At 72.1% G+C, this 23,983-nt stretch carries 21 protein-coding genes and 1 pseudogene; 9 read left to right on the top strand and 13 right to left on the bottom strand.

The genetic code is table 11. The features are described from left to right. Positions 1-131 precede the first annotated feature (131 nt). From RIU97_RS18845 to RIU97_RS18820, 6 genes are all read left to right on the top strand, one after another. Positions 132-545, top strand: a complete 414-nt coding sequence (locus tag RIU97_RS18845; protein ID WP_404958257.1) for a DUF3151 domain-containing protein — start codon at positions 132-134, stop codon at positions 543-545. Positions 546-711: 166 nt separating this feature from the next. Then, on the top strand, positions 712-1,560 hold the full coding sequence (locus RIU97_RS18840) for a tryptophan 2,3-dioxygenase family protein (RefSeq protein ID WP_383567060.1): 849 nt from the start codon (positions 712-714) through the stop codon (positions 1,558-1,560). Next, a complete protein-coding gene (gene kynU, locus RIU97_RS18835; protein ID WP_404958254.1) occupies positions 1,553-2,758 on the top strand; it encodes a kynureninase in 1,206 nt (401 codons plus the stop codon). Before RIU97_RS18840 ends, kynU begins: the two co-directional genes overlap by 8 nt. A gap of 171 nt (positions 2,759-2,929) precedes the next feature. After that, complete coding sequence (locus tag RIU97_RS18830) at positions 2,930-3,811, top strand: alpha/beta hydrolase (protein ID WP_404958252.1); 882 nt, start codon at positions 2,930-2,932, stop codon at positions 3,809-3,811. Between the two features lie 174 nt (positions 3,812-3,985). Then, complete coding sequence (locus RIU97_RS18825; RefSeq protein ID WP_404958250.1) at positions 3,986-4,264, top strand: hypothetical protein; 279 nt, start codon at positions 3,986-3,988, stop codon at positions 4,262-4,264. Positions 4,265-4,384: 120 nt separating this feature from the next. Beyond that, on the top strand, positions 4,385-6,061 hold the full coding sequence (locus RIU97_RS18820) for a PKD domain-containing protein (protein ID WP_404958248.1): 1,677 nt from the start codon (positions 4,385-4,387) through the stop codon (positions 6,059-6,061). Between the two features lie 45 nt (positions 6,062-6,106). On the opposite strand, the gene RIU97_RS18815 is transcribed toward RIU97_RS18820, so the two are convergent. The 5 genes and pseudogenes from RIU97_RS18815 to RIU97_RS18795 form a co-directional block, all read right to left on the bottom strand. Continuing rightward, entirely contained in the window at positions 6,107-7,063 is a 957-nt protein-coding gene (locus RIU97_RS18815) for an MASE1 domain-containing protein (protein WP_404962877.1), read from the bottom strand. A gap of 22 nt (positions 7,064-7,085) precedes the next feature. Further along, complete coding sequence (locus tag RIU97_RS18810) at positions 7,086-7,916, bottom strand: PP2C family protein-serine/threonine phosphatase (RefSeq protein WP_404958246.1); 831 nt, start codon at positions 7,914-7,916, stop codon at positions 7,086-7,088. A gap of 92 nt (positions 7,917-8,008) precedes the next feature. After that, a pseudogene (locus tag RIU97_RS18805) lies at positions 8,009-8,131 on the bottom strand (carboxymuconolactone decarboxylase family protein); the annotation flags it as partial. Positions 8,132-8,218: 87 nt separating this feature from the next. After that, the gene (locus RIU97_RS18800; RefSeq protein ID WP_404958244.1) at positions 8,219-12,184 is read right to left on the bottom strand and encodes a hypothetical protein; all 3,966 of its coding nucleotides are present in this window, start codon (positions 12,182-12,184) and stop codon (positions 8,219-8,221) included. Positions 12,185-12,324: 140 nt separating this feature from the next. Then, positions 12,325-13,608, bottom strand: coding sequence for an adenylosuccinate synthase (locus tag RIU97_RS18795; RefSeq protein ID WP_404958242.1), 1,284 nt, complete (start codon positions 13,606-13,608; stop codon positions 12,325-12,327). 182 nt (positions 13,609-13,790) lie between these two features. Between RIU97_RS18795 and RIU97_RS18790 the strand changes: the two genes are divergently transcribed. Beyond that, positions 13,791-14,642, top strand: a complete 852-nt coding sequence (locus tag RIU97_RS18790; RefSeq protein WP_404962876.1) for a diacylglycerol kinase — start codon at positions 13,791-13,793, stop codon at positions 14,640-14,642. Further along, positions 14,639-15,157 (top strand): hypothetical protein, encoded by a 519-nt coding sequence (locus RIU97_RS18785; RefSeq protein WP_404958240.1) that lies wholly within the window; start codon positions 14,639-14,641, stop codon positions 15,155-15,157. Before RIU97_RS18790 ends, RIU97_RS18785 begins: the two co-directional genes overlap by 4 nt. Positions 15,158-15,211: 54 nt before the next feature. On the opposite strand, the gene RIU97_RS18780 is transcribed toward RIU97_RS18785, so the two are convergent. The 7 genes from RIU97_RS18780 to RIU97_RS18750 form a co-directional block, all read right to left on the bottom strand. After that, positions 15,212-16,420 (bottom strand): cytochrome P450, encoded by a 1,209-nt coding sequence (locus tag RIU97_RS18780; RefSeq protein WP_404958238.1) that lies wholly within the window; start codon positions 16,418-16,420, stop codon positions 15,212-15,214. A 53-nt stretch (positions 16,421-16,473) separates the two neighbouring features. Beyond that, positions 16,474-17,133 carry a response regulator gene (locus RIU97_RS18775; protein ID WP_404958236.1) on the bottom strand — a complete coding sequence of 220 codons (660 nt, stop codon included), beginning with the start codon at positions 17,131-17,133 and terminating at the stop codon, positions 16,474-16,476. After that, positions 17,130-18,461 (bottom strand): sensor histidine kinase, encoded by a 1,332-nt coding sequence (locus RIU97_RS18770; RefSeq protein WP_404958234.1) that lies wholly within the window; start codon positions 18,459-18,461, stop codon positions 17,130-17,132. The genes RIU97_RS18775 and RIU97_RS18770 overlap by 4 nt, the downstream gene beginning before the upstream one ends. A gap of 107 nt (positions 18,462-18,568) precedes the next feature. Further along, positions 18,569-19,240: a response regulator gene (locus RIU97_RS18765; protein WP_404958232.1), complete on the bottom strand. Its 672-nt coding sequence runs from the start codon at positions 19,238-19,240 to the stop codon at positions 18,569-18,571. Beyond that, positions 19,237-20,571, bottom strand: coding sequence for a sensor histidine kinase (locus RIU97_RS18760; protein WP_404958230.1), 1,335 nt, complete (start codon positions 20,569-20,571; stop codon positions 19,237-19,239). Before RIU97_RS18760 ends, RIU97_RS18765 begins: the two co-directional genes overlap by 4 nt. 10 nt (positions 20,572-20,581) lie before the next feature. Beyond that, positions 20,582-21,781, bottom strand: coding sequence for an acyltransferase (locus tag RIU97_RS18755; RefSeq protein ID WP_404958228.1), 1,200 nt, complete (start codon positions 21,779-21,781; stop codon positions 20,582-20,584). After that, positions 21,774-22,838, bottom strand: coding sequence for an alpha/beta hydrolase (locus RIU97_RS18750; RefSeq protein ID WP_404958226.1), 1,065 nt, complete (start codon positions 22,836-22,838; stop codon positions 21,774-21,776). The genes RIU97_RS18755 and RIU97_RS18750 overlap by 8 nt, the downstream gene beginning before the upstream one ends. A 195-nt stretch (positions 22,839-23,033) precedes the next feature. On the opposite strand from RIU97_RS18750, the gene RIU97_RS18745 reads away from it, so the two are divergent. Further along, positions 23,034-23,510, top strand: coding sequence for an HIT family protein (locus RIU97_RS18745; protein ID WP_404962875.1), 477 nt, complete (start codon positions 23,034-23,036; stop codon positions 23,508-23,510). Positions 23,511-23,553: 43 nt separating this feature from the next. On the opposite strand, the gene RIU97_RS18740 is transcribed toward RIU97_RS18745, so the two are convergent. Then, complete coding sequence (locus RIU97_RS18740) at positions 23,554-23,943, bottom strand: nuclear transport factor 2 family protein (RefSeq protein WP_404958224.1); 390 nt, start codon at positions 23,941-23,943, stop codon at positions 23,554-23,556. Positions 23,944-23,983 lie beyond the last annotated feature (40 nt).

The following is a 23,983-nucleotide window of genomic DNA, read 5'->3' as shown; positions in this document are numbered from 1 at the left end:
GGTCCCCGTCCCACGACGGAGACCGGGCCCTTCGTGCACGTGCCCGACGGGGACCGCGGATCCGCAGCTCCCGCACCGGAGTGCGGCCGCCACTGCGCGGCCCGGCGGCAGCGGCCCGGCAGACTGGGGGCATGTCCATTCACCAGAACCTGCTCGGGGGCCCCGCCCCCACCCACCTTCCCGACGAGCCGGGCCGCGAGGCCATCGCCGCCGGCACCCCCGCCGTCGAGGTGGCCGCCGCGCACCCGACGTCCTCCCTCGCCTGGGCGATCCTCGCCGACGAGGCCTTCGCCGCCGGCAGCACCGTCGAGTCGTACGCCTACGCCCGCACGGGCTACCACCGCGGCCTCGACGCCCTGCGCCGTGCCGGCTGGAAGGGCCACGGCCCGGTCCCGTGGGAGCACGAGCCGAACCGCGGTTTCCTGCGGGCCCTGCACGCCCTGGCCCGCGCGGCCGGGGCGATCGGCGAGAAGGAGGAGCACGAGCGCTGCTCGACCTTCCTGCGCGACTCCTCCCCGACGGCGGCGGACACGCTGAGCGCCTGATCCCGTACAGCGGGGAGTGACGCGGACCGCATTTGTGTGGTCTGCGTCACTCCCCGCTGGAGCGCCGGCGCGCCGGTGTCCTATGCTGCGGGCAGGGGACCGGGGCTCCACTCACCTCACGGAAGGAGCGGACCGCTACCCGGAAGCACGTGTCGAGGAGACAGAAATGTCGAACACCCTTGATGCCTCCGGAGTCGGCGGGTCGGACACCCCGAACCTCGACTTCGACGGCACCACCCCGTACGAGGACTACGTCCAGGCGGACGTTCTCACCCACCTCCAGCACCTCCGCTCGGACGACCCCGGCGAGATGGTCTTCCTGGTGACGACCCAGGTCATGGAGCTGTGGTTCACGGTCATCGTCCACGAGTGGGAAACCGCCGCGAAGGCCCTGCGCGAGGACCGCATCCCGGTCGCGATGGATGCGCTGAAACGTTCCCTCCGCGAACTCGAGGCCCTCAACGCCTCCTGGCGCCCGCTCGCCCAGCTCACCCCGGGACAGTTCAACGCCTACCGCTCCGCGCTCGGCGAAGGTTCCGGTTTCCAGTCCGCGATGTACCGCCGGATGGAGTTCCTGCTCGGCGAGAAGTCCTCCTCCATGCTCGTTCCGCACCGGGGCGCGCCGCGCGTCCACGCGGAGCTGGAGAAGGCCCTCCACGAGCCGAGCCTCTACGACGAGGTCCTGCGCCTCCTCGCCCGCCGCGGATTCCCGGTACCGGCCGCCGTCCTCGACCGCGACCTCTCGCTGCGCTACGAGCCCTCGGCCGAGGTCGAGGCCGTCTGGACCGGCCTCTACGCGACCCCGGACGAGCACCTGGACCTCCACCGCCTCGGCGAGGTCCTCACCGACGTCGCCGAGCTCGTCTGGCGCTGGCGCAACGACCACCTGGTCGCCACCCGCCGTGCGATGGGCGCGAAGACGGGCACGGGCGGCTCGGCCGGCGTGACCTGGCTGGAGAAGCGCGCCACGAAGAACGTCTTCCCGGAGCTCTGGACGGCCCGCAGCCATGTCTGAGACCTCCGGCCCCGCCGACCTGGCGGCCCGTGCGCAATCCCTGGACACCGCCGACGAGCTGGCCAAGCTCCGCGGGCGCTTCACGCTCCCCGAGGGAGTCGTCTACCTGGACGGCAACTCCCTCGGCGCGCTCCCGGCCGGCGTCGCCGGCACCACCGCCGACGTCGTCTCCCGGCAGTGGGGCGAGCTCCTCATCCGCTCCTGGGAGGAGAGCGGCTGGTGGACCGCCCCCGAGCGGATCGGCGACAAGCTCGCCCCGCTCATCGGCGCGGCCCCCGGCCAGGTCGTCGTGGGCGACTCCACCAGCGTCAACCTCTTCAAGGCCCTGGTCGGCGCCGCACGCCTCGCGGCCCCCGGCCGGACCCGGATGCTGGTCGACGCGGCCACTTTCCCGACCGACGGCTACATAGCCGAGTCGGCGGCCCGGATGACGGGCCTGACCGTCACCCCGGTGGACCCCTCCCACGCGGCGGAGGCGATGGACGCGGACACCGCCGTGGTCCTCCTCAACCACGTCGACTACCGCACCGGGCGGCTCCACGACCTGCCCGCCCTCACCACGGCGGCCCGCGCCGCCGGGGCGGTCACGGTCTGGGACCTGTGCCACTCCGCCGGGGCCCTCCCCGTCGGCCTCGACGCGCACGCCGTCGACCTCGCGGTCGGCTGCACGTACAAGTACCTCAACGGCGGCCCGGGCGCGCCCGCGTACCTGTACATCGCCGCGCGCCATCAGGCGGGCTTCGACTCCCCGCTCCCCGGCTGGAACGGCCACGCGGATCCCTTCGCGATGACCCCGGCCTTCGAGGCGGCCCCGGGCGCGACCCGCGGCCGCGTCGGCACCCCGGACATCCTGTCCATGCTGGCCCTGGAGTCGGCGCTCGACGCCTGGGACGGGGTCTCGATCGAGGCCGTACGCGCCAAGTCGCTCGCCCTGACCGACTTCTTCCTCGAATGCGTGGCGGCGTACGTCCCGCAGGGCCGGGTCGAGTCGGTCACCCCGGACGAGCACGAGCACCGCGGCAGCCAGATCTCGCTGCGCACCGGGAACGCCCGCGAGGTCATGCGGGAACTCATCTCCCGGGGCGTCATCGGCGACTTCCGCGCACCCGACGTCCTGCGCTTCGGCTTCACCCCGCTCTACGTCGGTTTCGCCGACGCCGAGCGCGCCGCGCGCACACTGGGTCACATTTTCGGGTGACTCGGTAGGGAAACGTCACATCACCGGGCGGGCGGGGCTACGGCCCCGTCCGCCCGGTCACGTCCCGGGCCCCGCACGGAACCTCCCGTTCCAGACTGATACGGTCCCGCTCTGCCGGAACACCGGAACATCTGTCCCCGCTGTCCCACGCGTTACCGAGAGGTTGAGCCGATGACGGACCCCGCCGCAGTGGAACGGGACGCCGCCGAGGCCGCCTCGGCCTTCTCCCATCCGGCCGTGGCGCCGGACGCGACCGCCGCGTACGGGGAACACCCCGACCACGTCGTCGACTTCTACGCCCCGCGCGCCGAGACCCCGGGCAGCCCGGCCCCGCTGGTGGTCGTCCTGCACGGCGGTGCGTGGCGGGCCCCGTACGACAGGCAGCACATCACCCCCTTCGCGGACTTCCTGGCCCGGCAGGGTTTCGCCGTCGCGAACGTCGAGTACCGGCGCGGGAGTTCCCTCCCGCACCAGAACGCCGACGGGCCCGTCGCCGGCCGCTGGCCCGAGACCTTCGACGACGTCGCCGCCGCGATGGACGCCCTCCCGGGGCTGGCCGCCGCGGCGCTCCCGCAGGCCGACGTCCGCCGCGTGGTCGTCACCGGCCACTCGGCGGGCGGACACCTCGCCCTGTGGGCCGCGGCCCGGCACGTGCTCCCGTACGGCTCCCCGTGGAGGCTGCCCTCCCCGCCGATGCTGCGCGGCGTGGTGGCACTGGCCCCGATCGCGGACTTCGCCGTGGCGGAGGAACTGGGCGTGTGCGGCGGCGCGAGCGCGCAGCTGCTGGGCGGCGAGGAGCATTTCGCGGACCGCCTCCCGTACGCGGACCCGGCGGCCCTGCTGCCGACGGGGATCGCCACGGCGGTGGTGCAGGGACGGGACGACATCGTGGTCCCGCAGCAGGTGGCCGAGGCGTACGTGGCGGCGGCGGCGAAGGCGGGCGAGATGGTCGGGCTGACGCTCCTCGACGGGGTCGGGCACTTCCCGCTCATCGACCCGGCGGCGGACGCCTGCGCGGTGGTGTCGGAGGAGATCGCGCAACTGGCCTGGTAGCGGCCGGAGCCCCGTCGGGGACCGGGGCGGGGCGCCCGTCCCGGCCGTTTTGGGGGTATGCGAGGATCCGCGCACAGGCACTGGGCCCCCGTGGCTCCCGGGGTCCCATCGAGCGGTCGGCAGGAGAGCGGACATGAGCAGCAGCACCCTGCGGTGGTTCGAGGGGCACGCGTAGTGGCCCGGTGGGGGTTGCTCGTCGAGCAGCACACAGGCAGCGGCGATGGCCGGGAGTGGTCCATCAAGGTCCTGGGGCACGTCGACGGGACGCGCGAGGAGGCGGTGGCCGCACTGCGGGAACACGCCGAACAGTACAAGCCCCAGCATCCGTACCGGCCGAAGCGACGGGTCCTGTACCGGGACGGCGATTCCTTCCTGCTGGTCCTGGACGGGCGCTGGCAGGTCTTCCACTGCCGGTTCACGGTGGCGGAGCAGCTCCACGACAGCGCGGGCTGACACGCGGGGCGGAATCTCGCCAACTCCCCCTCCCCGCGGGGATATCTGCTGATCATGCGACGAAGATCTATGTACTGTGACCCAGACAGTTCCTGAGCATGTTCAAAAATGGGGGGATCGGTGCGCAGTCGCCGTCTCGTAATTTCCGTTGCCGTCATAGCGGCCACGGTCGGTCTCGTCCCGGGGATGGCCCACGCGGCCGATCCGGTGGCTCCCGTCGCTCCGAGCGCGCAGGGTGCGGCCGCTCCCGCCGTGGATCTGGGGAAGGCCGCGGCGCCGAACTTCAAGACGTTCAAGAGCCCCGCCGAGCGCTCGGTCCGCAAGGGCCTGCCCGGCGGGAAGGCCGGGGCCAGTGCCTCGCAGGCCGCCGGCAACCCGGACCTTGCCATCGTGCTGAACGCGGCGAGCACCACCGCGCACGCGCTGGACCTGGAGACCACCGTCATCAGCGCGGACTCCACGCTGAAGGTCACCGTCGACTGGGGCGACGGGAACACCGACGGGATGGACGCCTACGGCTCGACCGTCCTCAAGAGCAGCCACACCTACGCCGAGCTCGGCGAGTACACCGTCAAGGTCACCGTGACGGACCCGGCGAACCAGGCCGAGGTCGCCAACGAGTTCCAGGTCATGACCGCGGGCTCGGACTTCGTCCCGTACGCGCCCACCCGCCTCCTCGACACCCGTGACGGGACCGGCGCCGCCAAGGGCAAGGTCGCCCCGTACGGCTCCACCCGCGTGAAGGTCGGCGGCAGCGGCGCCATCCCCGCCGGGGTCACCGCCGTGGTCCTCAACCTGACCGTCACGAACACCACCGCCGGCGGGCACGTCACGGCGTTCCCCGAGGGCACCGACCGTCCGACCACGTCGAACGTCAACTTCGAGGCGGGCCAGACCGTCCCGAACCTGGTGATCGTGCCGGTCGGCAAGAACGGCTACGTGGAGCTCGCCAACCGCGGCGAGGCGGCGGTCGACCTGATCGCCGACGTGACCGGCTACTTCACCCGGACCGAGGCGAGCGGCTACGCGCCGATGACCCCGGCCCGGTTCGTCGACACCCGCGAGGGCCTCGGCACGAACAAGGGCCAGCTCGGCGGGCGGAAGACCTTCTCCACCCAGATCGGCGGCCTGCGCGGCGTGCCCGAGGGCATCACCGCCGTGGCGCTCAACGTGACCGTCACCAACCCGAAGGAGTCCGGCCACCTGTCGGTCTTCCCGGGCGGCGGCGCCACCCCGACCGCGTCCAACCTGAACTTCACCCCCGGCCAGACGATCGCCAACTCGGTGATCGTGCCGGTCGGCGCGGACGGCAGGATCAGCGTCTTCAACGGCGCCTGGGCGGGCACCGACGTGATCGTCGACGTCGTCGGCTACTACAGCAAGGACAGCAAGGCGTCCTTCATGCCGCTCCAGCCGGGCCGCATCATCGACACCCGTGACCCCGCCTGGCCCTACGGCCCGCTGCGCGCCCGGAACTACATCTACACCTACAACGGGAAGTCGCCCGGCGATGTGGGCGTCGACGGGTACGTGCTGAACACCACCGTGACCAACACGAGAGGCACCGGCTTCCTCTCGGTCGCACCGGACCCGAACACGATCCAGCAGTACAAGGACGGGACCGCGGTCTTCCCGGAGCGTCCCAGCGCCTCGACCCTGAACTGGACGGCCGGCAAGACCGTCCCGAACCTGGTCCAGGCGAGCTCCGGCAAGAACGGCATCGTCGACTACTGGAACCAGGGCTGGGAGGACGTCGACCTCGTCGTCGACATCTTCGGTTACTACGAGTCCAAGTGATCCGCGGCTGAGCGCCCCGGGGACGGCCTTCCGTCCCCGCGGTGCTCAGCTTTCCGGTCTGCCCCGGGCGAGGTGTTCCACCAGTTCGGCCAGGTCCTCGCATACCTGCTCGATCTTCAGGCGGACGTTGTTCTGCTCGGTGACCATCGCCGACAGCAGCAGCCCGGTCAGGGCCGCCGCCCCGTTGAGGGCCTGCAGGTTGATCATGGTGGCCAGGAGGGTCTGCCCGTCGAACGGTCCGGTGCGGTCGCTCGCGGCCGAGATCGCCAGGACGGACACGAACAGGATGCACGGGGCGCTCCCGGCGAGCTGGAAGCGTACGGCCGCCCAGATGATCAGCGGGAAGACGAGGAACAGCAGGGACAGCGAGCTCCGGGTGGCCACGACGGTGACGACGACGGACGTGAGCACCAGGGCCGTCACCTCGGGCACCCGGTAGCCGCCCTCCCCGGGGCGGCGGACCCGGCGCAGGACGAGCAGGAGGGGCGTCACCACGAGCACGCCCATCGCGTCGCCGGCCCACCAGGCCGACCACACCGGCCAGAACCGGGCCGAGGGCAGGTCACCGCTGAGCACCAGCGTCCAGGTCCCGATGGTGGCGCTGATCAGCATCGGCAGGAGACCGCCCAGGAAGACCAGCGCCAGGGCGTCCCGCAGCCGGTCGACCTCGCTGCGGAAGCCCGCCTTGCGGAGCATCAGGTACGCGCACACCGGCGCGAGGGTGTTCCCCACCACGATGCCGAGGCCGGACAGGCTGAAGTCGTTGATCCGCTCGATGGCGAGGTACGTGCCGAGGGCGATCCCCGGCCATGTCCGCAGACCCAGCCAGAGCAGGGCCGCGAGGGCGATGCCGGTGGGCGGCCACAGGGGCGTGACCTCGGCGCCGTTGACGACCACGGACTGGTGCAGGCCGATCCGTCCGCCCGCGTAGTAGGCGAGGGCGACGGCGAGGATCAGCAGGACAGCTGCGGGCAGACGTCGCCATTCCTCGGTGCGCACCACAGCATCAGACAACAGGCCCGCCTCAGGGCGGGGCGTGACGCGCCGCGTCGTGGGTGAGGACGAGTACTGCGGCGTCGTCGGCGTGGCCGGTGGAGTCGGCCACCTTCATCACCTCGGCGGCCAGCTCGTCGGGATCGGTGCCCGCCGCTTCCCTGACGACGCGGGCGACGCGCTCCAGCCCCACCTCGATCGGGAACCTGGGGCCTTCGACCACCCCGTCGGTGAGCAGGACGATCGATCCGGCCTTCGTCAGCCGGCGCCGGGTCACGGCGTACCCCGATCCGGTCTGCAGGTTCAGCGGCAGCCCGCCGTCGTCCTCGGTGATGCCGTACTGGCCGTCGACGGTGGCCCAGATCGAGGGCACGTGGCCGGCCCGGGCGCTCTGCAGCTCCCACGTCCGCGGATCGAAGCGGAGCAGGCTGCAGGTCGCGAAGAGATCGCGGTCCATGGAGAGCAGCACCTCGTTGGCCCGGCCGAGGACCTCGCCCGGATCGGCGACGACGGCCGAGATGGCGCGCAGGCAGATCCGGATCTGCCCCATGAAGGCGGCCGCGTCCACGTCGTGTCCCTGGACGTCGCCGATGCAGAAGGCGAGGGCCCCCTCGGGCAGCTGGAAGCCGTCGTACCAGTCGCCGCCGATGTCCAGGCCGTGCCGGGCCGGTGCGTACCGGGCCGCGGCGCGCAGGCCCGGCAGCACGGGCAGTGAGGTGGGCAGCATCTCGCGCTGCAGCGCCTCGGCCAGCTCGACGCGGGCCTGCTGCAGCTCGACCCCTTGCCGCGCCTGGGCCGTGAGCCGTCCGAGCATGCTGAGCAGGTCGGCGCTGGCCACGCGCGGGGGGCGGCGCGGACTCATGGAACGCTCCGAGGTGCATCCATCCGTCCCTGCTTCCGCTCCGCTCACGAGCCCGTGCACATCATATTTCCGGCCACCCGGAACGCGCCCCCCGAGACGCGCTCCCGGCCGTGCGGGGCGGGCTGGAGGGTGGCCTCCACCAGGGCGAGGGCGGCGCGCGCGGCCCCGGTGAAGTACGGGGCGTCCTGCCGGGAGGAGACGGCGGTGATGCGCTCCGGATGCGGAAGGATTGTTTTCCCGAAATGCGGAGGGTCCTGCCGATCTCCCGATCGGGCAGGACCCTCGCTCGCGTCACCGGGACGTCAGGACGTGAAGTAGCCGCTCAGGTCGGCGATCACGTCGACGGAGCCCGAGTTGTTGAAGAACGTCACCTGTCCGTCCACGACCGGGACGACCACCAGGTTGGCGACGGTCTGCCCGGCGGTGTAGTTGAGGTTCGACACGTTGGGACGCGCGACCCCGTGGGGGTGGACGATCAGGTGGCTGGCCCCGGTGGGGTTGGTGACCGTGACGTTCAGGACGACGGCGGTCACACCCTGCGCGGGCACTCCCGCGACCCCGGCCACCTGGAGGCTCACGAAGCCGCCCGGACCCACGGCGCCCGCACGGGCACCGGTGCCGTCACGAGTGTCGAGCAGCCGGACCGGGCCCGCCGCGGAGAAGGTGGAACCGGTGGCCGCGTAGTAGCCGGTGACGTCGGCGATGAGGTCCACCGATCCGGCGTTGTTGCGCAGGTCGACCTTGCCGTTGACGACCGGGACGGTCACCAGGTTGGGGACGATCTGCCCGGCGGTGAAGTTGAGGTTCGACACGTCCGGCGCCGCCTGCCCGTTGGGGTAGACGGTGACGTGCCCGGCCTGGGTCGGGTACACGGCGGTCACGTTCATGACGACCGCGGTCACCCCGCTGGCCGGGATCCCCTTCACGCCGGCGACCTGGAGGGTGACGACCCCGCCCGGTCCGACCTGCTGCTTCTTCGCACCGGTGCCGTCCCGCGTGTCCAGGAACCGCGACGGCGTGATCGAGTTCAGCGCGGAGCCGGCCCCGGCCTTGTCGGTGTAGTAGCCGGTGACGTCGGCGATGAGGTCCACCGATCCGGCGTTGTTGCGCAGGTCGACCTTGCCGTTGACGACCGGGACGGTCACCAGGTTGGGGACGATCTGCCCGGGCGCGAAGTTGAGGTTCGACACCTTGGGCGTGGCCTGCCCGTTCGGGTAGACCATCACGTGCCCGGCCTCGGTCGGGTGAACAGCGGTCACGTTCATGACCACGGCCGTGACCCCCGTCGCCGGAATGCCCTTCACGCCGGCGACCTGGAGGGTGACGACCCCACCGGGACCGACGCGCTCCTTCTTCGCACCGGTGCCGTCCCGCGTGTCCAGGAAGCGCGACGGCCCGTGCGGCACGAACCGGCTGCCCTTCTGGACGGGCGCGGGGGCCGTGACCGTGTACGCCTTGGGCAGGTAGCCCGGGGACGGGACCCCGCTGGTGTATGCGGCGCCGTCGAGCAGCAGGTCGTACTGCCCGGGCTCCAGCCCGTTCGTGTCGACCTTGACGATCAGCTGCTTTCCGTCGGTGCCCGCGGTGACCGACTCCAGGGCCCGGTCCGGCGACCCGCTGCGGATCAGCTTGAGCTTGGTGCCGAAGGTGAGACCGGTACCGCTGACCACGGCGTCGGTCCGCGTACCGACCTGGCTCGTCGACGGGCTGATGCCCGTCGGGTTGGGCGTCGGCGGCTCGACGCAGCCCTCCTGGCACTCTCCCTGCAGGGAGAAGTCGACGGGGGTGCGGGCCCGCTTGGGACTCAGCAACAGGACCGCCTGGCCGGGCGCCGCGCCCGTGCCCGCCGCGCAGCTGAAGGCGAACCGGTCGGGCGAGGCCATGCACGCGTAGCCGGAGGTCTCGGAGGTCCATCCCGGGCCGCTCAGCAGGTCCAGGCCCGGCTTGTCGAACTCCGTGGTGCTGGTGGTGCCGGAGACGGCGAAGGTCTGACCGAGCTTCATGTCGATCACGGCGCAGTAGGCGGTGGAGGTCTCGGAGAGAGTCCCGCTCCGCGTGGGGAAATCGTTGATCGAAACGCGGTTGGCGGTGCATTCCGGGGCCCAGCCCGATGCCGTGCCCACGCGCCAGGTGTCCAGCTTCGCGGCCACGGGGATGCTGCCGGACTTGTCCGGGCCGATGACCGCCAGGTACGAGGTCGAGCCGGCGACACGGCACGAGCCGGTCTCCATGCACACGGCGCGGCCGTCTCCGTCGACGACGGTCAGCGGGCCGCTGTCGACGTACGGGACGTCCGGTGTCCGTGACGCGATCCAGAACTTGTCCGTGGCGGCGCCCTTCACCCGCACGCAGCGGGTGTCCAGGGGCGACGTCAGGTCGTAGGCGAGGGACGGGCCGCCCGTCTTCGTCGAGGGCGCGTCCGCGCACTGCGCGGACGCGGACACGTCGCGCCGGACCAGCCGGTACGTCTCCGTTCCACCCCAGGTGACGGCCGAGCTCTGGAGCAGCGCCGTGTACGGCTCACCGGAAGCGAGGGAGCACACGTTGGCCCTGCTGGAGAAGGTGGTCTCGCACCTGACGTTGCCCGCCGCGTCGACCAGCTTGACCGACGCCGTCACGTCTTTCCGGGTGTCGGAGTAGTGGTCCAGCAGCTCGGCGGTGGAGTGGGCGTTGCCCGGCACGCCCAGGCAGGCCTGCGCCCTGTTGAAAGCCACCGCCACCTCGGCACCCCAGGTGCCGTTGCCGAACGTGGACTGCGGCCACGGCGTGCAGCCCTCGGCCTCCCCGGTCCGGTGGAACACCAGCCCGAAGGTCGTGGAGGGCGTACTCCTCAGCACCGCGCGGAAGGGGGCGGTGCCGGTCAGCTTGCAGATGGTGCCGCCGTTGCACTGCTGCAGGGTGCCGGACGCGTCGTAGATCTTCTGCGCGGTGTAGCCGCCGCCGGCCGGCGGCCGGTTCAGCACGTAGACGCCCTTGCCGCTGGCGGTGGGCAGGGTCAGGCAGAGCACCTGCCCCGGCCCTGCGAAGGTGCCGGTGGCCGGACCGGCCACCAGACCGTTGTCGTGGGTCGGGGTGCAGCCCCTGGTCTCCCTGGCGGAGTGGAAGGCGATGCCGAAGGCCTTGAAGCTGTTGCTCTGGGGGTTGGCGGACCAGGTGTAGTCACCGGGGGCCAGGTCGCAGACGCCGTTGTCGCAGCCGGGCACGACCTCACCGGCCCCGGACAGGAGCGGCGACGGGAGCGGGTGGGCGCCGGAGGCGACGACATCGGCGTAGGTGTACTCGGCTGCCTGCGTGACCCGCAGGATGCGGCAGTGCTCCGTCGGGGTCAGATCCGGGAGGCTCCCGAAGGCCTGGGGCTCGACCAGCGCGCAGCCCTCCGGCTTGGAGAGCCGGGCCACGGTGTAGTCGTAGGCGACGGCGTTCCCCGAGGACTGCAGCGCCGAGATCCGGAACGGTGCGGTGCCCGTGAGCTTGCAGTCCAGGGCGTACGCGCCGCGGCCCTTGGACGTGCAGACCTCTTTGCCCGAGGCGTCGTACACGCCGTGCAGGACTTCGGGCCGGGAGCTGAACGCGCGCAGGACATCACCGGCGGCCAGGTCCAGGGTGTAGCAGTCGCCCGCCGAGCCGGTCGGCAGCGAGCCGTGCAGCAGGGTCGGCGCGCCGAGCCTGCGGTCCGCGGCGCCGACGGCCTTGCACGCGGTGGAGGAGAGCAGTGGGGCGTACGACACGGAGGTGCCGTTCGCCGTGCCGCTCTTGTCCGTGACCCGCAGCGTGTACGTCCCGGCCTGACCGGTGGGGCACCGCAGCGCCGTGTACGCGGGGCTGTGGACGCTCTCGCAGGTGACGGCGGCGCCGCCGGGCCCGATCAGCTCGGTCGTGGACCACTGGGTCGTGACGACCTGGAGCAGGACGAGGTCCTTCTGCTGCGGCAGGGCGAGCGAGAAGGACGCCGTCTTGGACGGGTCGACCGTGCAGGTGACGACCGTGTGCGGCGCGAGGGCCGCCGGGCACGGCCCGGTGAGGTCGCTCTTCTGGAGCGTGCGTACGGCCGCCTGGTGGTCGGCCTTGGGATCCGGCTCCGGCGTGGCCTGCGGGCCCGCGGCCGGGGTGGCCGTGGCGGTGACGGGCGGCGCGGGGGCCGCGGCGGCAGCGCCGGCCTGGCCTGCGAGTGAGGCCAGCAGTGCGAGCAGCAGGGTGCCCGAGGCGGCGATCGCGCCGCCCCGCCCCCGTCTGCTCCGTTCTCTTCTGCCGATCGGCAGCAAACTCATGAACCCCCCAGTTCGGATGGGCCCGACCCCCGTGACCTGCTCAGGAGCTCTGGGCAGCCGGATTGTAGCGCCCGCCCCGGACAGCCCGAAGGGCGGGACGCCGTTTGCGCGTCCCGCCCCTCCGGTGGTGCCCCTCCTGCTTACAGGAAGGAGTTGATCTCGATCGTCTCGGTGCGGCCGGGGCCGACGCCGATCGCGGAGATCGGGGCGCCCGACATCTCCTCCAGGGCCTTGACGTACGCCTGCGCGTTCGCCGGCAGGTCCTCGAAGGTCTTGGCCTTGGTGATGTCCTCGGACCAGCCGGGGAGGTATTCGTAGATCGGCTTCGCGTGGTGGAAGTCGGTCTGCGAGTAGGGGAGCTCCTCGACGCGCTTGCCGTCGATCTCGTACGCGACGCACACCGGGATCTGCTCCCAGCCGGTCAGCACGTCCAGCTTGGTGAGGAAGAAGTCGGTGAGGCCGTTCACCCGGGTGGCGTACCGTGCGATCGGCGCGTCGAACCAGCCGCAGCGACGGTCACGGCCGGTGGTCACACCGCGCTCGCCGCCGATGCGGCGCAGGTCCTCGCCGTCCTGGTCGAACAGCTCGGTCGGGAACGGGCCCGCGCCGACGCGGGTCGTGTAGGCCTTGAGGATGCCGATGACGCGGCTGATCTTCGTCGGGCCCACGCCGGTGCCGGTGCAGGCGCCGCCCGCGGTCGGGTTCGACGAGGTGACGAAGGGGTAGGTGCCGTGGTCGACGTCGAGCAGGGTGCCCTGGCCGCCCTCGAAGAGCACGACCTTGTCCTCGTCCAGCGCGTTGTTGAGGATCAGGGTGGTGTCGGCGACGTACGGCTTGATCTGCTCCGCGTACTGGAGCATCTCTTCGACGATCTGCGCGGCGTCGATCGCGCGGCGGTTGTAGAGCTTCGCCAGGAGCTGGTTCTTGCCCTCCAGCGCCGCTTCGACCTTCTGGGTGAGGATCGACTCGTCGTAGAGGTCCTGGACGCGGATGCCGATGCGGTTGATCTTGTCCGCGTACGTCGGGCCGATGCCGCGACCGGTGGTACCGATCTTGCGCTTGCCGAGGAAGCGCTCGCCGACCTTGTCGAGGGTGACGTTGTACGGCGTGATCAGGTGCGCGTTGCCGCTGAGGAGCAGCTTGGAGGTGTCGATGCCGCGCTCGTTCAGGCCGCGCAGCTCGGAGAGCAGGACGGCCGGGTCGACGACGACGCCGTTACCGATGACCGGGGTGCATCCGGGGGAGAGGATGCCGGAGGGGAGAAGGTGCAGTGCGTACTTCTGGTCGCCTACGACGACCGTGTGGCCGGCGTTGTTGCCACCCTGGTAGCGCACTACATAGTCAACGGATCCACCGAGCAGGTCGGTGGCCTTTCCCTTGCCCTCGTCACCCCACTGAGCTCCGAGCAGCACAAGAGCGGGCACAGGCGTACACCTCTTCCGGATGGGGCATGTCCAAGGTCAGGGGGGCGTACGACGATGTACGCAGGCTGAGCCGTCGGACCGGTACCCCGGAATAGACGAAGGCCCTGGCGCAATAGCGCAAGGGCCTCTTGCACAAAGATGCTACCCGAGGAAGGACCGAGGTGTCGGCTCCAGAGCCCACCATGAGCCATGCGGGCGCGCCGGTAGGCGGCCTGCTCGTGCTCGTCGACCCGGTCGCCCGCCGTCTTGACGGCGAGTCCGTGCGGATCGCGAAGGATGTGTTGTCAGCGGGCGCGGCAGCGAAAATCTGCCTCCCGGATTCGCAGGAGGAATTTGCGCGGGCTCTTGCCCGCCGGGGTCATCGGCAGCCGGTGATCGTGGGCGACGACCGGGCCCTGGTCCGGGCCGTGGGCCTGCTGTACCGGGAGCGGGCGCTGGGCGAGGGCGCCCTGGCGCTGGTCCCGGTGGGGCCCGTGGGATCCCTCGGGCTGGCGGGTTCCCTCGGGGTTCCGCTTTCGGCCGTTTCCGCGGCCCGGGCGGTGCTCGACGGGGCGGTGCGGGTGTGCGACCTGCTGGTCGACGACAGCGACGGGGTGGTGCTGGGTGCGCTGCGGATCCCGCCGGTGCGGGGGATCCCGCGGCCGGCCGGGCCGTCGGTGTGGAACGCGTACCGCTCGCTGGTCCGGACGCTGGTGCGCCCGGTGGCGGCGGGCGTCGGCGGTGGCGGCGGAGGTGCGGGCGGGAGCGGGGGTCACCACCGGCTGCGGGTCGAGGCCGACGGGGTGCTCCTGGCGGACGTGGACCAGCCCGTGGAGGACGTCTCGGTGCGCACGTGCGACGACGGAGGTCCGGCCGAGGTCGTGGTCCGCACGAGCGGCGGCCCGGCGGGTTCCACGGTGACCGCCCGGGCCAAGACGGTGACGGTGTCGGGCGCGGACTTCCGCTACCGGGCCGACGCGGCGATGACCGGGCCGGTCCGCCGCCGTACGTGGACCCTGCGGCCCGGGGCATGGACGCTCACCCTCCCCCGGTGACGGAGGCGGTGGGCGATGCGCTGGGCGACTGGCGCCGGGACGGGCTGCTGCTCTGCCTGCTGCCGGTGTTCTGGTGGCCGACGGTGGTCGCGGCCGTGCTCACCCGGCCGCTGGTGCTGGTGGTGCTGGTGAGCCCGGTGGCACTGGGGGTGCGGGAGCTCTACGCCGTCCGGCGGGCCCGGCGCGCGCTGCGGGACCCGGCGGTGCGCTGGACCCCGTACGAGGCCGTGGTGGTCCGCGCGCGATGGCGCGCGCCGGTGCTGGTCTTCGCGGACGGGCGGTACGCGCTGACCCTGGGCCTGCTGGGGCGGCGGGTGCTGCCGCCGCGCCCGTGGCCCCTTACGACGCCGGGCGCGCGGGCCTTGCCGGCCTCGCCGGCTGCGTCGGGGCAGGTGGTGCAGGTGGCGCAGGTGGTGCAGCTCGCGGGGGACCCGGCCGTGGGCGGAGTCCTGTGGGCCCCGCACTCCGGCGGTCTGGGTCACGCCCGCCCCGTGCGCCGCCCCGGGCAGCCCTAGCCCAGGCCCAGGCCCATGAACGCGTGACCGCATGACCGCGGAGCGGTCCCCGGGCTAGAACTCCACGAGCAACTGCTCCAGCCCCCGGATGACGTACCCGTCCCGCCACCGCGGCTCCTCGACGAGCCGCAGTGGCGGGACTCCGTCCGCCAGCAGCGCCCCGAACGAGGCCTCCAGCTCCCGCCGCGCCAGTGGCGCCCCCAGGCAGTAGTGGATGCCCGCCCCGAAGCTCAGGTGCGGGTTGTCGGCCCGTACGAGGTCCAGCGCGTCGGGCTCCCCGAAGCGCGCGGGATCCCGGTTCGCGGACCCGAAGAGCAGCGCGACCTCGGCTCCGCGCGGGATCTCGGTGTCCCCGATCCGGATGTCGTCGAGCACCCAGCGCTCGAACATCTGCAGGGGGGTGTCGTACCGCATGAGTTCATCCACAGCTGTGGACAACTTTTCGGGATCCTGCCTCTCGCGGAGCGCGGCGAGCTCCGCGGGGTTGCGGAACAGCGCCCACCAGCCGTTCACGGTGGTGTTGACGGTGGCCTCGTGTCCGGCATTCAGCAGGAGCACACAGGTGGAGATCATCTCCTGCTCGCTGAGCCGGCCCCCCTCGTCGTGTGCGGCGATGAGGCCGGAGATCAAATCCTCGCCGGGGCGCGTGCGCCGCTCGGCGATCAGCCCCCGCAGGTAGGCGCTGAACTCGACGCTCGCCCGCACCGCGCGCCGCGCCGTCTCCTCGTCCGGCCGGAGCTCGAACATCCCGCAGATGTCCGCCGACCACGGCCGCAGGAGCCCCCGGTCCGCCTCCGGCACCCCCAGCAGCTCCGCGATCACGGCCACCGGCAGCGGTTCGGCGACGGTCGCGAGCAGATCCCCGCCCCCGTCCGCGAGCAGCCGCTCCACCAGCCCGTTGGCCAGTCGCTGCACGGCCGGCACGAGCCGCTCCACCGTGCGCGGGGTGAAGGCCTTCGCCACCAGCCGGCGCACCCGCGCGTGCGCGGGATCCTCCAGGTCCAGCAGGCCGTTGCCGTTGAGCACGTGGAAGGGCTCGTGCTCCGGCGGCGGCGCCTCGCGCCCGAACTCCTCGTGCGAGAAGCGGTGCAGGTAGGTCCGCCCCAGCCGACGGTCCCGCAGCAGCGCGCTCACATCGGCGTAATGCGGCACCAGCCACTGCCCGGTGGCCTCCCACCACACGGCCCGCCCCTGCTCCCGCAACTCCCGGTACGCCGGATACGGATCGGCGACGAACGCGGCATCCCACGGATCAAAGCCCATCCCCGCACCCTAGGCCTTCTCCGCATCCAAGGGCCTGTCTTCCGGACCAGCCCCTACGCCGGTGTCACCAGCCGGGTCTCGTAGGCGAACACCGCGGCCTGCGTGCGGTCGCGCAGGCCCAGCTTCACCAGGATCCGGCTCACATGGGTCTTGATCGTGGACTCCGCGACGATCAGGTGGGCCGCTATCTCCGCATTGGACAGCCCCTGAGCGATCAGCACGAGCACCTCCGTCTCCCGCTCCGTCAGCTCACCCACTCCCGCCGGATCCGCGAGCTTGCGCGTCTCGGAGATCTTCGAGAACTCCGCGATCAGCCGCTTGGTCACCGAAGGCGCCAGGAGGGCCTCCCCGGCCGCCACCACGCGCACCCCGTCCGCCAGCTGACGGGCCGACGCGTCCTTGAGCAGGAACCCGGAGGCCCCGGCCCGCAGCGCCTGGTACACGTACTCGTCGAGGTCGAAGGTCGTCAGGACCAGCACCTTCGCGTCCGTGTCCGCGGCGACGATCTCCCGCGTCGCCTCCAGACCGTTCATCAGCGGCATCCGGATGTCCATCAGCACCACGTCCGGCCGCAACGCCGCCACCTGCGCGATGGCCTCCCGGCCGTCGACCGCCTCGCCCACCACCTCGATGCCGTCCATGGCGTTCAGCAGGACGGAGAACCCTTCCCGCACCATCATCTGATCGTCGACGATCAGCACTCTGATCGTCATACGGCCCCCGCCTCCAGCACCGGCTCCGGCTCCTGACGCTTGCGCACCGGTATGAACACCGCCACCTCGTACCCGCCGGCGGCCGTCTGTCCGGCCGTCATCTCCCCCTCCAGCATGGCCACCCGCTCCCGCATTCCGGTGATCCCGTGCCCGGCCCCCGGCGAAGGCCGCGCATCCGCGGTCGCCGCCTCATTGACGATCCGTATGCCCAGACCACCCAGCACGTACGAGACCTCCACCTCGGCCGCCGCTCCCGGCGCGTGCCGCAGCGTGTTGCTCAGGGCCTCCTGGATGATCCGGTACGCCGACAGTTCCACGCCCGGCGGCAGCTCCCGCACCGCCCCGGTGATCGTCTTCTCCACGCTCAGCCCGGTCTCCCGCACGTTGGCCAGCAGGCCGTCCAGCGAGGCCAGCGTCGGCTGCGGGGCGTCCGGAGCCTCGTAGTCGGCGGAGCGCACAACACCCAGCACCCGCCGCAGCTCCGTCAGGGCCGCCACCGCGTTCTCCCGGATGGTGACGAACGCCGCCTCCAGCTCCGGCGGCGGGTTCTTCACCCGGTACGGCGCGGCCTCCGCCTGGATCGCCACCACCGACATGTGGTGGGCCACCACGTCGTGCAGCTCCCGCGCGATCGTCGTCCGCTCCTCCAGCAGCGTCCGCTTGTCGCGCTCGACGGCTGTGACCTCCTGCTGCGCCGTGACCTCCTGCCGCGCCTCCTTGCGGGTGTTGCGGACGGTGACCGCGAGGAGGGAGACCGCGGACAGGAAGGCCATCGGTCCGGGCTCGAGGGGCTGGCCTATCAGCGAGGGCAGGAAGGACCCGGTCGCCACGGTGATCAGCCACAGCCAGCCGGCGACCCGCGGTCGGCTGCGCAACGCCACGATGGTGATCACGACGAGGTGGGCGAAGAAGGTGCCCGGAGACCACGGCCAGGTCATGCCCGTGCTCTCCACCATGGCCAGCGGCAGGGTCACGCCGAGCAGCACCCACACGGCGCCGACCGGCCGCACCAGCGTCATCAGCACCGGCGTCGCGGCCAGCAGTCCCAGCAGCAGCGACAGCCCGGAAGGGACCATCCTGTTGTTGATGATGGTGACGAACACCGTGATCACTGACAGCAGGACCACCACGGCATGCGGCAGGAACGCCGTCCTGGGGCGCAGCGCCCGCGGAAACCAGCGCGCGAGCCGCCCGTCCGTGCGGATCGGCGGCAGCGGCCGGTAGGCGAACGCATCGGTGATCAGGTCGTCGCGGAGGCTCCGGAACAGGCCCGAAGCGAGTCGGAACTCAGGTGGCCGGGCTGTCCCCCCGGTGGTCGTCTCGGTCATACCCCCCACCGTAGGGTGGCGGGCCCGTCGTCCGCGTCGCCGCTGAAGGGGATATCCCGGCATCCCCCTCAAGTACTACGAGGGCGGCGAGGACCACCCGGGCCGCTTCAGTATCCGGCCGGCCGGACCAGCCCGGTCTCGTACGCGAACACCGCCGCCTGCGTGCGGTCCCGCAGGCCCAGCTTCACCAGGATCCGACCGACATGCGTCTTCACCGTCTGCTCCGCCACCGTCAGGTGGGCAGCGATCTCCGCATTCGACAGGCCCTGCGCCACGAGCGACAGCACCTCGGTTTCCCGCTCGGTCAGTTCGTCGATCCGGGCCCGCGACGGCGCCCGCGGCGCCCCCATCCGCGAGAACTCCGTGATCAGCCGCTTCGTGATGTTCGGCGAGAGCAGCGCCTCGCCGGCCGCCACCACCCGCACCGCCTCGGCGAGCTGGTCGGCCGAGGCGTCCTTCAGCAGGAACCCGGAGGCCCCGGCCCGCAGCGCCTCGTACACGTACTCGTCGAGATCGAAGGTGGTCAGCACCAGCACCTTCACGGTGGCATCGGGAACCCCGGTGATGACGGACGTGGCCTCGATACCGCCCATTCCCGGCATGCGGATGTCCATCAGCACCACGTCCGGGGCCAGCTCGGCGACCTTCGCCACGGCGTCGGCCCCGTCCACCGCCTGTCCCACGACCTCTATGTCGGGCTGCGCGTTGAGGAGCACGGTGAAGCCCTGCCGCACCATCATCTGGTCGTCGGCGATCATCACCTTGATCGGGGTGCTCATGGGGCCTTCTTCGTCTCGGGGGCGGTGCCGGCGGGCGGGTCCTGAGGGTCCATCGGCAGTACGGCACTGACCTCGTACCCGCCGTCGGGGCGCGGGCCGGCGGCCAGTTCGCCTCCCAGCATGCCTGCCCGCTCGCGCATCCCCAGCAGCCCGTGTCCCGCCCCTTGGGAAGGCGGGGCGGGTCGGGTCGGCAGGGTGTTGGCGATGCACAGGTGCAGCTCGCGCGGCCCGTACGCGATGCCGACCTCCACCTGTGAACCGGGCGCGTGGCGCAGACAGTTGCTCAGCGCCTCCTGCACGATCCGGTACGCGGTGAGCTCCACGCCGGGCGTCAGCGGCCGGCGTATCCCCGCGATCGCGGTGGTGACGTCCAGCCCGGCCCCCCGGACGTTGTCGACGAGGCCGTCCAGCTCGGCGAGGGTCGGCTGCGGATGGTGCGGGTTCGCCGGATCGTCGGGGTTCTCGGAGCGCAGCACTCCGAGGACGCGGCGCAGCTCGGTCAGGGCCTCCAACGCGTTCTCCCGGATGCCCGCCAGGTTCTCCTTGAGCTCCTCGGACGGGTTCTCCACGAGGTGCGGGGCGACCTGCGCCTGGATGGAGATCACCGACATGTGGTGCGCGACCACGTCGTGCAGCTCGCGGGCTATCCGGCTGCGCTCCTCCAGCAGCGTGCGCCGGGCCCGTTCCTCCTCGGTGAGCGACTCCTGCTCGACCAGCTTGCCGCGGGCCAGGCGCGTCGCGCGGAGCGCGTAGCCGAGGATCCCCATGAACCCGAAGAGGATGGCCACGCCGCCGATGAGCGTCTCGCTACGGGGCGGTCTGAACACGACGTCGGCCAGTCCGGAGAGGGCGAGCGTGATGCCGATGACCCAGACGGTCACCCGGGGCGGCACCCGCAGGGCCACCATCAGGATGAGGGGCGCGAACGTGAACGGCCCGGCGGGCGTCCAGTGCCAGGACTGTCCGTGACCGACGTGGTCGTGGATGACCCAGGCGATGAGAGCGGCGGTGACGAGACCGAGCCACCAGGCGGCGATCGGCCGGAACATGCTGAGCAGGACGGACGCGGACGTCAGCAGCGACAGTCCCAGCACGGCGGGGCCGACGACCTTGTAGTGGTCGTTCAGCTGCATCCCCGTCAGGACACCGCAGGGAATGGCCGCGTAGCAGAGGACCACATGCGGCAGCCAGGCCAGCCAGCGGGGCCGGGACATCTTCGGGAGGGGATCCCGCCTCAGGGTGAACAGCTCCTGGACCAGGCCGCGCGGCGCGGGACGGCCGCTACGGCTCTGGCGGGCGTCGGGCACCGGGGACTCGCTCGGATTGCTCACGGGCTCCAGCCTAGGCATGGGTGATCTCCTTGACGGGGGCCGTCGTCCGGTGGGAGTCGACGACGATACGGGTGGTGCCCTGCGGCTTCCGGCGGCCGCCCCGCTCGTACGCGCGGAAAGCGGCCCAACACACCATCAGAGCGGCGGCGAACGCCGGCAGCCACAGCAGCCGGGCGGCTATCCACTCCACCGAGTCGGGCACGGTGTGCAGACCGGGCAGGTCGGCCGACAGCAGCAGCCCGAGGGCCGTGACCGCCATCATGGCGGTCTGGTGCCACAGGAAGACCGTCATGGCGGAGAGGTTCACCAGGGCCACCTTCGCCCAGGCCGAAGGCCGCCGCATGGCCCGGGCCAGCGGTTCGCGCACCAGCAGGGCCAGCCCGCACTGGGCCAGTCCGAACGCGGTCGCAGCGAGCGTCGGCGGGTTCAGATTCGACACCGTGGCTCCGGGGACGCCCACCATGGACGCCGGGTACCCGCCCCACAGGACCAGCGCCGCCGTGGCCACGCTGCCCGCACCGAGCAGGAGAAGCGCCGGCCGACGCCGGGAGAAGGCCCCGCGGGACCAAGCGGCGCCCAGGGTGAAGGGGACGAGCCAGCCGGCGGCCACATTGACCCAGCCGATCCACTCGGGCCCGCCGAGGCCGAAGCGCCACACGTCGACGCCGGCCACCACGGACAGCGGCCACAGCGGGTTCAGCCGGGCGACGAGCGGGGTCGCGGCGGTCAGCGCGGCGAACACCAGCAGGAACCACAGCGGCGACAGCACCAGCTTGACCAGGGTCCGGACGGTGTCCAGCTCCGCCCCGCCGACCAGCATCCCGCCCGCCACGACGGTCCACAGGACGAGCACCGCGGCGACCGGCCGGAACAGCCGGCCCAGCCGCTGCCCGACCCACGCGCCGTACGAGACCTGCCGCTCGCGCGCCGCGACGTGCCCGCGGGCGGCGACGTGGCCCCCGACGAGGAAGAAGACGGCCAGGGTCTGGAACACCCAGGAGACCGGGGCCAGCCACGGCATGTGCGCCAGCGGGCTGGTGGTGCTCAGCCGGCCGTCGGTGGCGGTGAGGGCGGTGACCAGCCAGTGCCCGAGGACCACGCCGAGGATCGCGAAGGCGCGCAGCGCGTCCACGCTCCGGTCCCGGCCGGCCGGGGTGGCCGCGTCGATGCCCGCGGCGAGGGCGGACCAGCGGGCGCGGAGCTTATGCATGCGGAGCTTGTGCATGGGATGCCTCCGAGGCGGGGGTGGTGCCGAGGACGATGGCGGCCAGGCTCTCCAGGGAGTCGCTGCCCGGCTTGAGGTAGTCGCTGTGCCCGGCGGCGCCGGCGGCGAAGGCCCGCGCCCCGAAAGCACGGTCGACGGGGTCGGTGCCGAAGCCGAGCCCGCCGAGCCGGACATGCGGGACGTTCGCCACCCAGTCGCCGCTGCCCCGCCCGGCCCAGACCCGGGCGCCGGTCGGCAGGTCCCGGGCGGCCGCGGCTCCCGTGCCCGGGCTGCCGAAGAGAGCCATGTCGCCGACCGCGGGCCCGGTCGGGGTCCGGGCGCAGACCACGGAACCGTAGGAGTGGCAGAGCAGGGAGAGCCGGGCCCCCGGCGCCGCCATGCCCGCCAACCCGTCCAGGAAGGGAGCCAGTTCGGTGGCGGCGAGGTCGGCGCGGGCGGCGGTCAGAACGGTCGTGCTGACCGTGCCGGGGGTGTCGTACCCGAGCCAGGCGACCACGGCGGAGCGCGGATGCTCGGCCTGGAGGCGCTGCTGGAGGGCGACGGCCCCGGCACGGAACCTTTCGTAGGTGTCGAGCGTGGTGTCGGAGCCGGGCACGAGGACGGCGACCCGGTCGGCGGTCTCCAGTTCGCCGAGCACCTCGACCGCCCGGCCCCTGCCGCGGCCGTCGAAGGTGAGGAACCGTGCGGCTCCGGCCGCCTCCATGGCGCGAAGCCGGGCGGCGCGCCCGGTGCGGTCGCCTTGCTGGGCCATCCGGGCCGCCTCGGCAAGGTTGGCGCGGTTGGCGGCGTACCGGACCTGGGGCGCGGCTTCCTCCGCGAACGGGGCGGGCACGGGGGCGGGTACATCGGCGGAGGCGGCCGCGGATACGGGGAAGACCACGGCCGCCGCGACCAGGGCGGCCAGCACGGTGCGCCGTATCCGGCCGCCCCAGGCCCCCGCCCCGGCCGCCCCGGTGTCGAGAGCCGTCCCCGCCGCGCCGGCCGTCCCCGCCGCGCCGGTCGTCCTCGCCGTGCCCGTCGTCTCCGCCGTCCCCGTCGCCATGGTGTGTTCCCCCGGTCGTCCGGAAGAGCCGTCAGCGCTCTTCTCTGCTACCGAAGTTAGAAATCCGAGCCCGTGGTCGGCGTCCCGCCATGGAGCCGTCTTCGCACGTAGCTCTCAGGTATGACAGGGGCTACTTGAGAGTCACGAAGAACGGCGAACATCCGCGAAAGGGCGCGTAGTTAGAGTTCAGGTGTGATCGACGACGACTGGCGGCACGACCGCATCGGAAGCGCGCACCGGGGGGAGAACCCCACCGTCCTGCGCCGCCTCGACTCCGGCTTCGCCGTCATCGGGGACCGGCAGTTCCTGCCCGGGTACTCGGTGCTCCTGACCGACGACCCGGCCGTGACCCGGCTCTCCGACCTGCCCCGGCTGCGCAGGGCCGCGTACCTCGGCGACCTGGAGCGGCTCGCCGAGGCCGTCGAGCGGGCCTGCGCGCGGCTCGACCCGGCCTTCCGGCGCGTGAACATCGAGATCCTCGGCAACACCGACCCGTTCCTCCACGCCCACATCTGGCCCCGCTACGACTGGGAGCCCGCCGACCGCGTCCGGCTTCCCGTGTGGCTGTACGAGGAGGAGTGCTGGCACGGTGAGCAGCACGCGCTGGGCCCCCGCCACGACGCCCTGCGGGCCGCCATCGGGGCAGAGCTGGACCGGCTGAGAAGGGCCTGAGGGCTGCCCCCCACCCCCCACCGGTCGCCCTTGAACAGGTCGATCAGTCCGCGACCAGGGGTTCGACGTAGCCCGCCCGCCAGCGCGGCGCCGGGTCCTGGCCGGGGCTGGTCCAGTACTCCCTCGCCTCCACGATCTCGCCGTCCCGCACGGTCCACAGGGAGACGGCCCGGTAGACGACGTGGTCCTGAGGGATCTCCACCTCGGTGACGACGAGGTCGCCGTCGGCCAGGATCCGCAGCAGTTCCACCGACCTCTCGTCCGCGTAGCCGTCGTCGCTGTTCACGGCTATGAAGTTGGCGCGCCCCACGATGCGTTCACCGCTCACGGGCCATTCGATGACCGCGTCCTCGGCGACGAGCCCGGCCACGCCGTCCCAGTCGCGTGCCTCGATCCGCTCCCACAGTCGTGCCACTACCGTCAACGGCTCCATGTGCCGCAGTGTCCGACAGCCCCGTTATACGTAACAAGCT

Source organism: Streptomyces sp. 147326, assembly GCF_045000215.1.
Classification (GTDB): Bacteria; Actinomycetota; Actinomycetes; order Streptomycetales; family Streptomycetaceae; genus Streptomyces.
The sequence above is the reverse complement of the archived record's forward strand: the minus strand, read 5'-3'. Positions and strand labels throughout refer to the sequence as shown.

Bases quoted from the DNA above. Each gene is read 5' to 3' on its own strand.
- RIU97_RS18775 (WP_404958236.1), bottom strand. From the start codon at position 17,133: ATGACGATCAGAGTGCTGATCGTCGACGATCAGATGATGGTGCGGGAA.
- RIU97_RS18740 (WP_404958224.1), bottom strand. From the start codon at position 23,943: ATGGAGCCGTTGACGGTAGTGGCACGACTGTGGGAGCGGATCGAGGCA.
- RIU97_RS18780 (WP_404958238.1), bottom strand. From the start codon at position 16,420: ATGGGCTTTGATCCGTGGGATGCCGCGTTCGTCGCCGATCCGTATCCG.
- kynU (WP_404958254.1), top strand. From the start codon at position 1,553: ATGTCTGAGACCTCCGGCCCCGCCGACCTGGCGGCCCGTGCGCAATCC.
- RIU97_RS18800 (WP_404958244.1), bottom strand. From the start codon at position 12,184: ATGAGTTTGCTGCCGATCGGCAGAAGAGAACGGAGCAGACGGGGGCGG.
- RIU97_RS18765 (WP_404958232.1), bottom strand. From the start codon at position 19,240: ATGAGCACCCCGATCAAGGTGATGATCGCCGACGACCAGATGATGGTG.
- RIU97_RS18845 (WP_404958257.1), top strand. From the start codon at position 132: ATGTCCATTCACCAGAACCTGCTCGGGGGCCCCGCCCCCACCCACCTT.
- RIU97_RS18840 (WP_383567060.1), top strand. From the start codon at position 712: ATGTCGAACACCCTTGATGCCTCCGGAGTCGGCGGGTCGGACACCCCG.
- RIU97_RS18755 (WP_404958228.1), bottom strand. From the start codon at position 21,781: ATGCATAAGCTCCGCGCCCGCTGGTCCGCCCTCGCCGCGGGCATCGAC.
- RIU97_RS18810 (WP_404958246.1), bottom strand. From the start codon at position 7,916: ATGAGTCCGCGCCGCCCCCCGCGCGTGGCCAGCGCCGACCTGCTCAGC.
- RIU97_RS18750 (WP_404958226.1), bottom strand. From the start codon at position 22,838: ATGGCGACGGGGACGGCGGAGACGACGGGCACGGCGAGGACGACCGGC.
- RIU97_RS18830 (WP_404958252.1), top strand. From the start codon at position 2,930: ATGACGGACCCCGCCGCAGTGGAACGGGACGCCGCCGAGGCCGCCTCG.
- RIU97_RS18790 (WP_404962876.1), top strand. From the start codon at position 13,791: ATGAGCCATGCGGGCGCGCCGGTAGGCGGCCTGCTCGTGCTCGTCGAC.
- RIU97_RS18770 (WP_404958234.1), bottom strand. From the start codon at position 18,461: ATGACCGAGACGACCACCGGGGGGACAGCCCGGCCACCTGAGTTCCGA.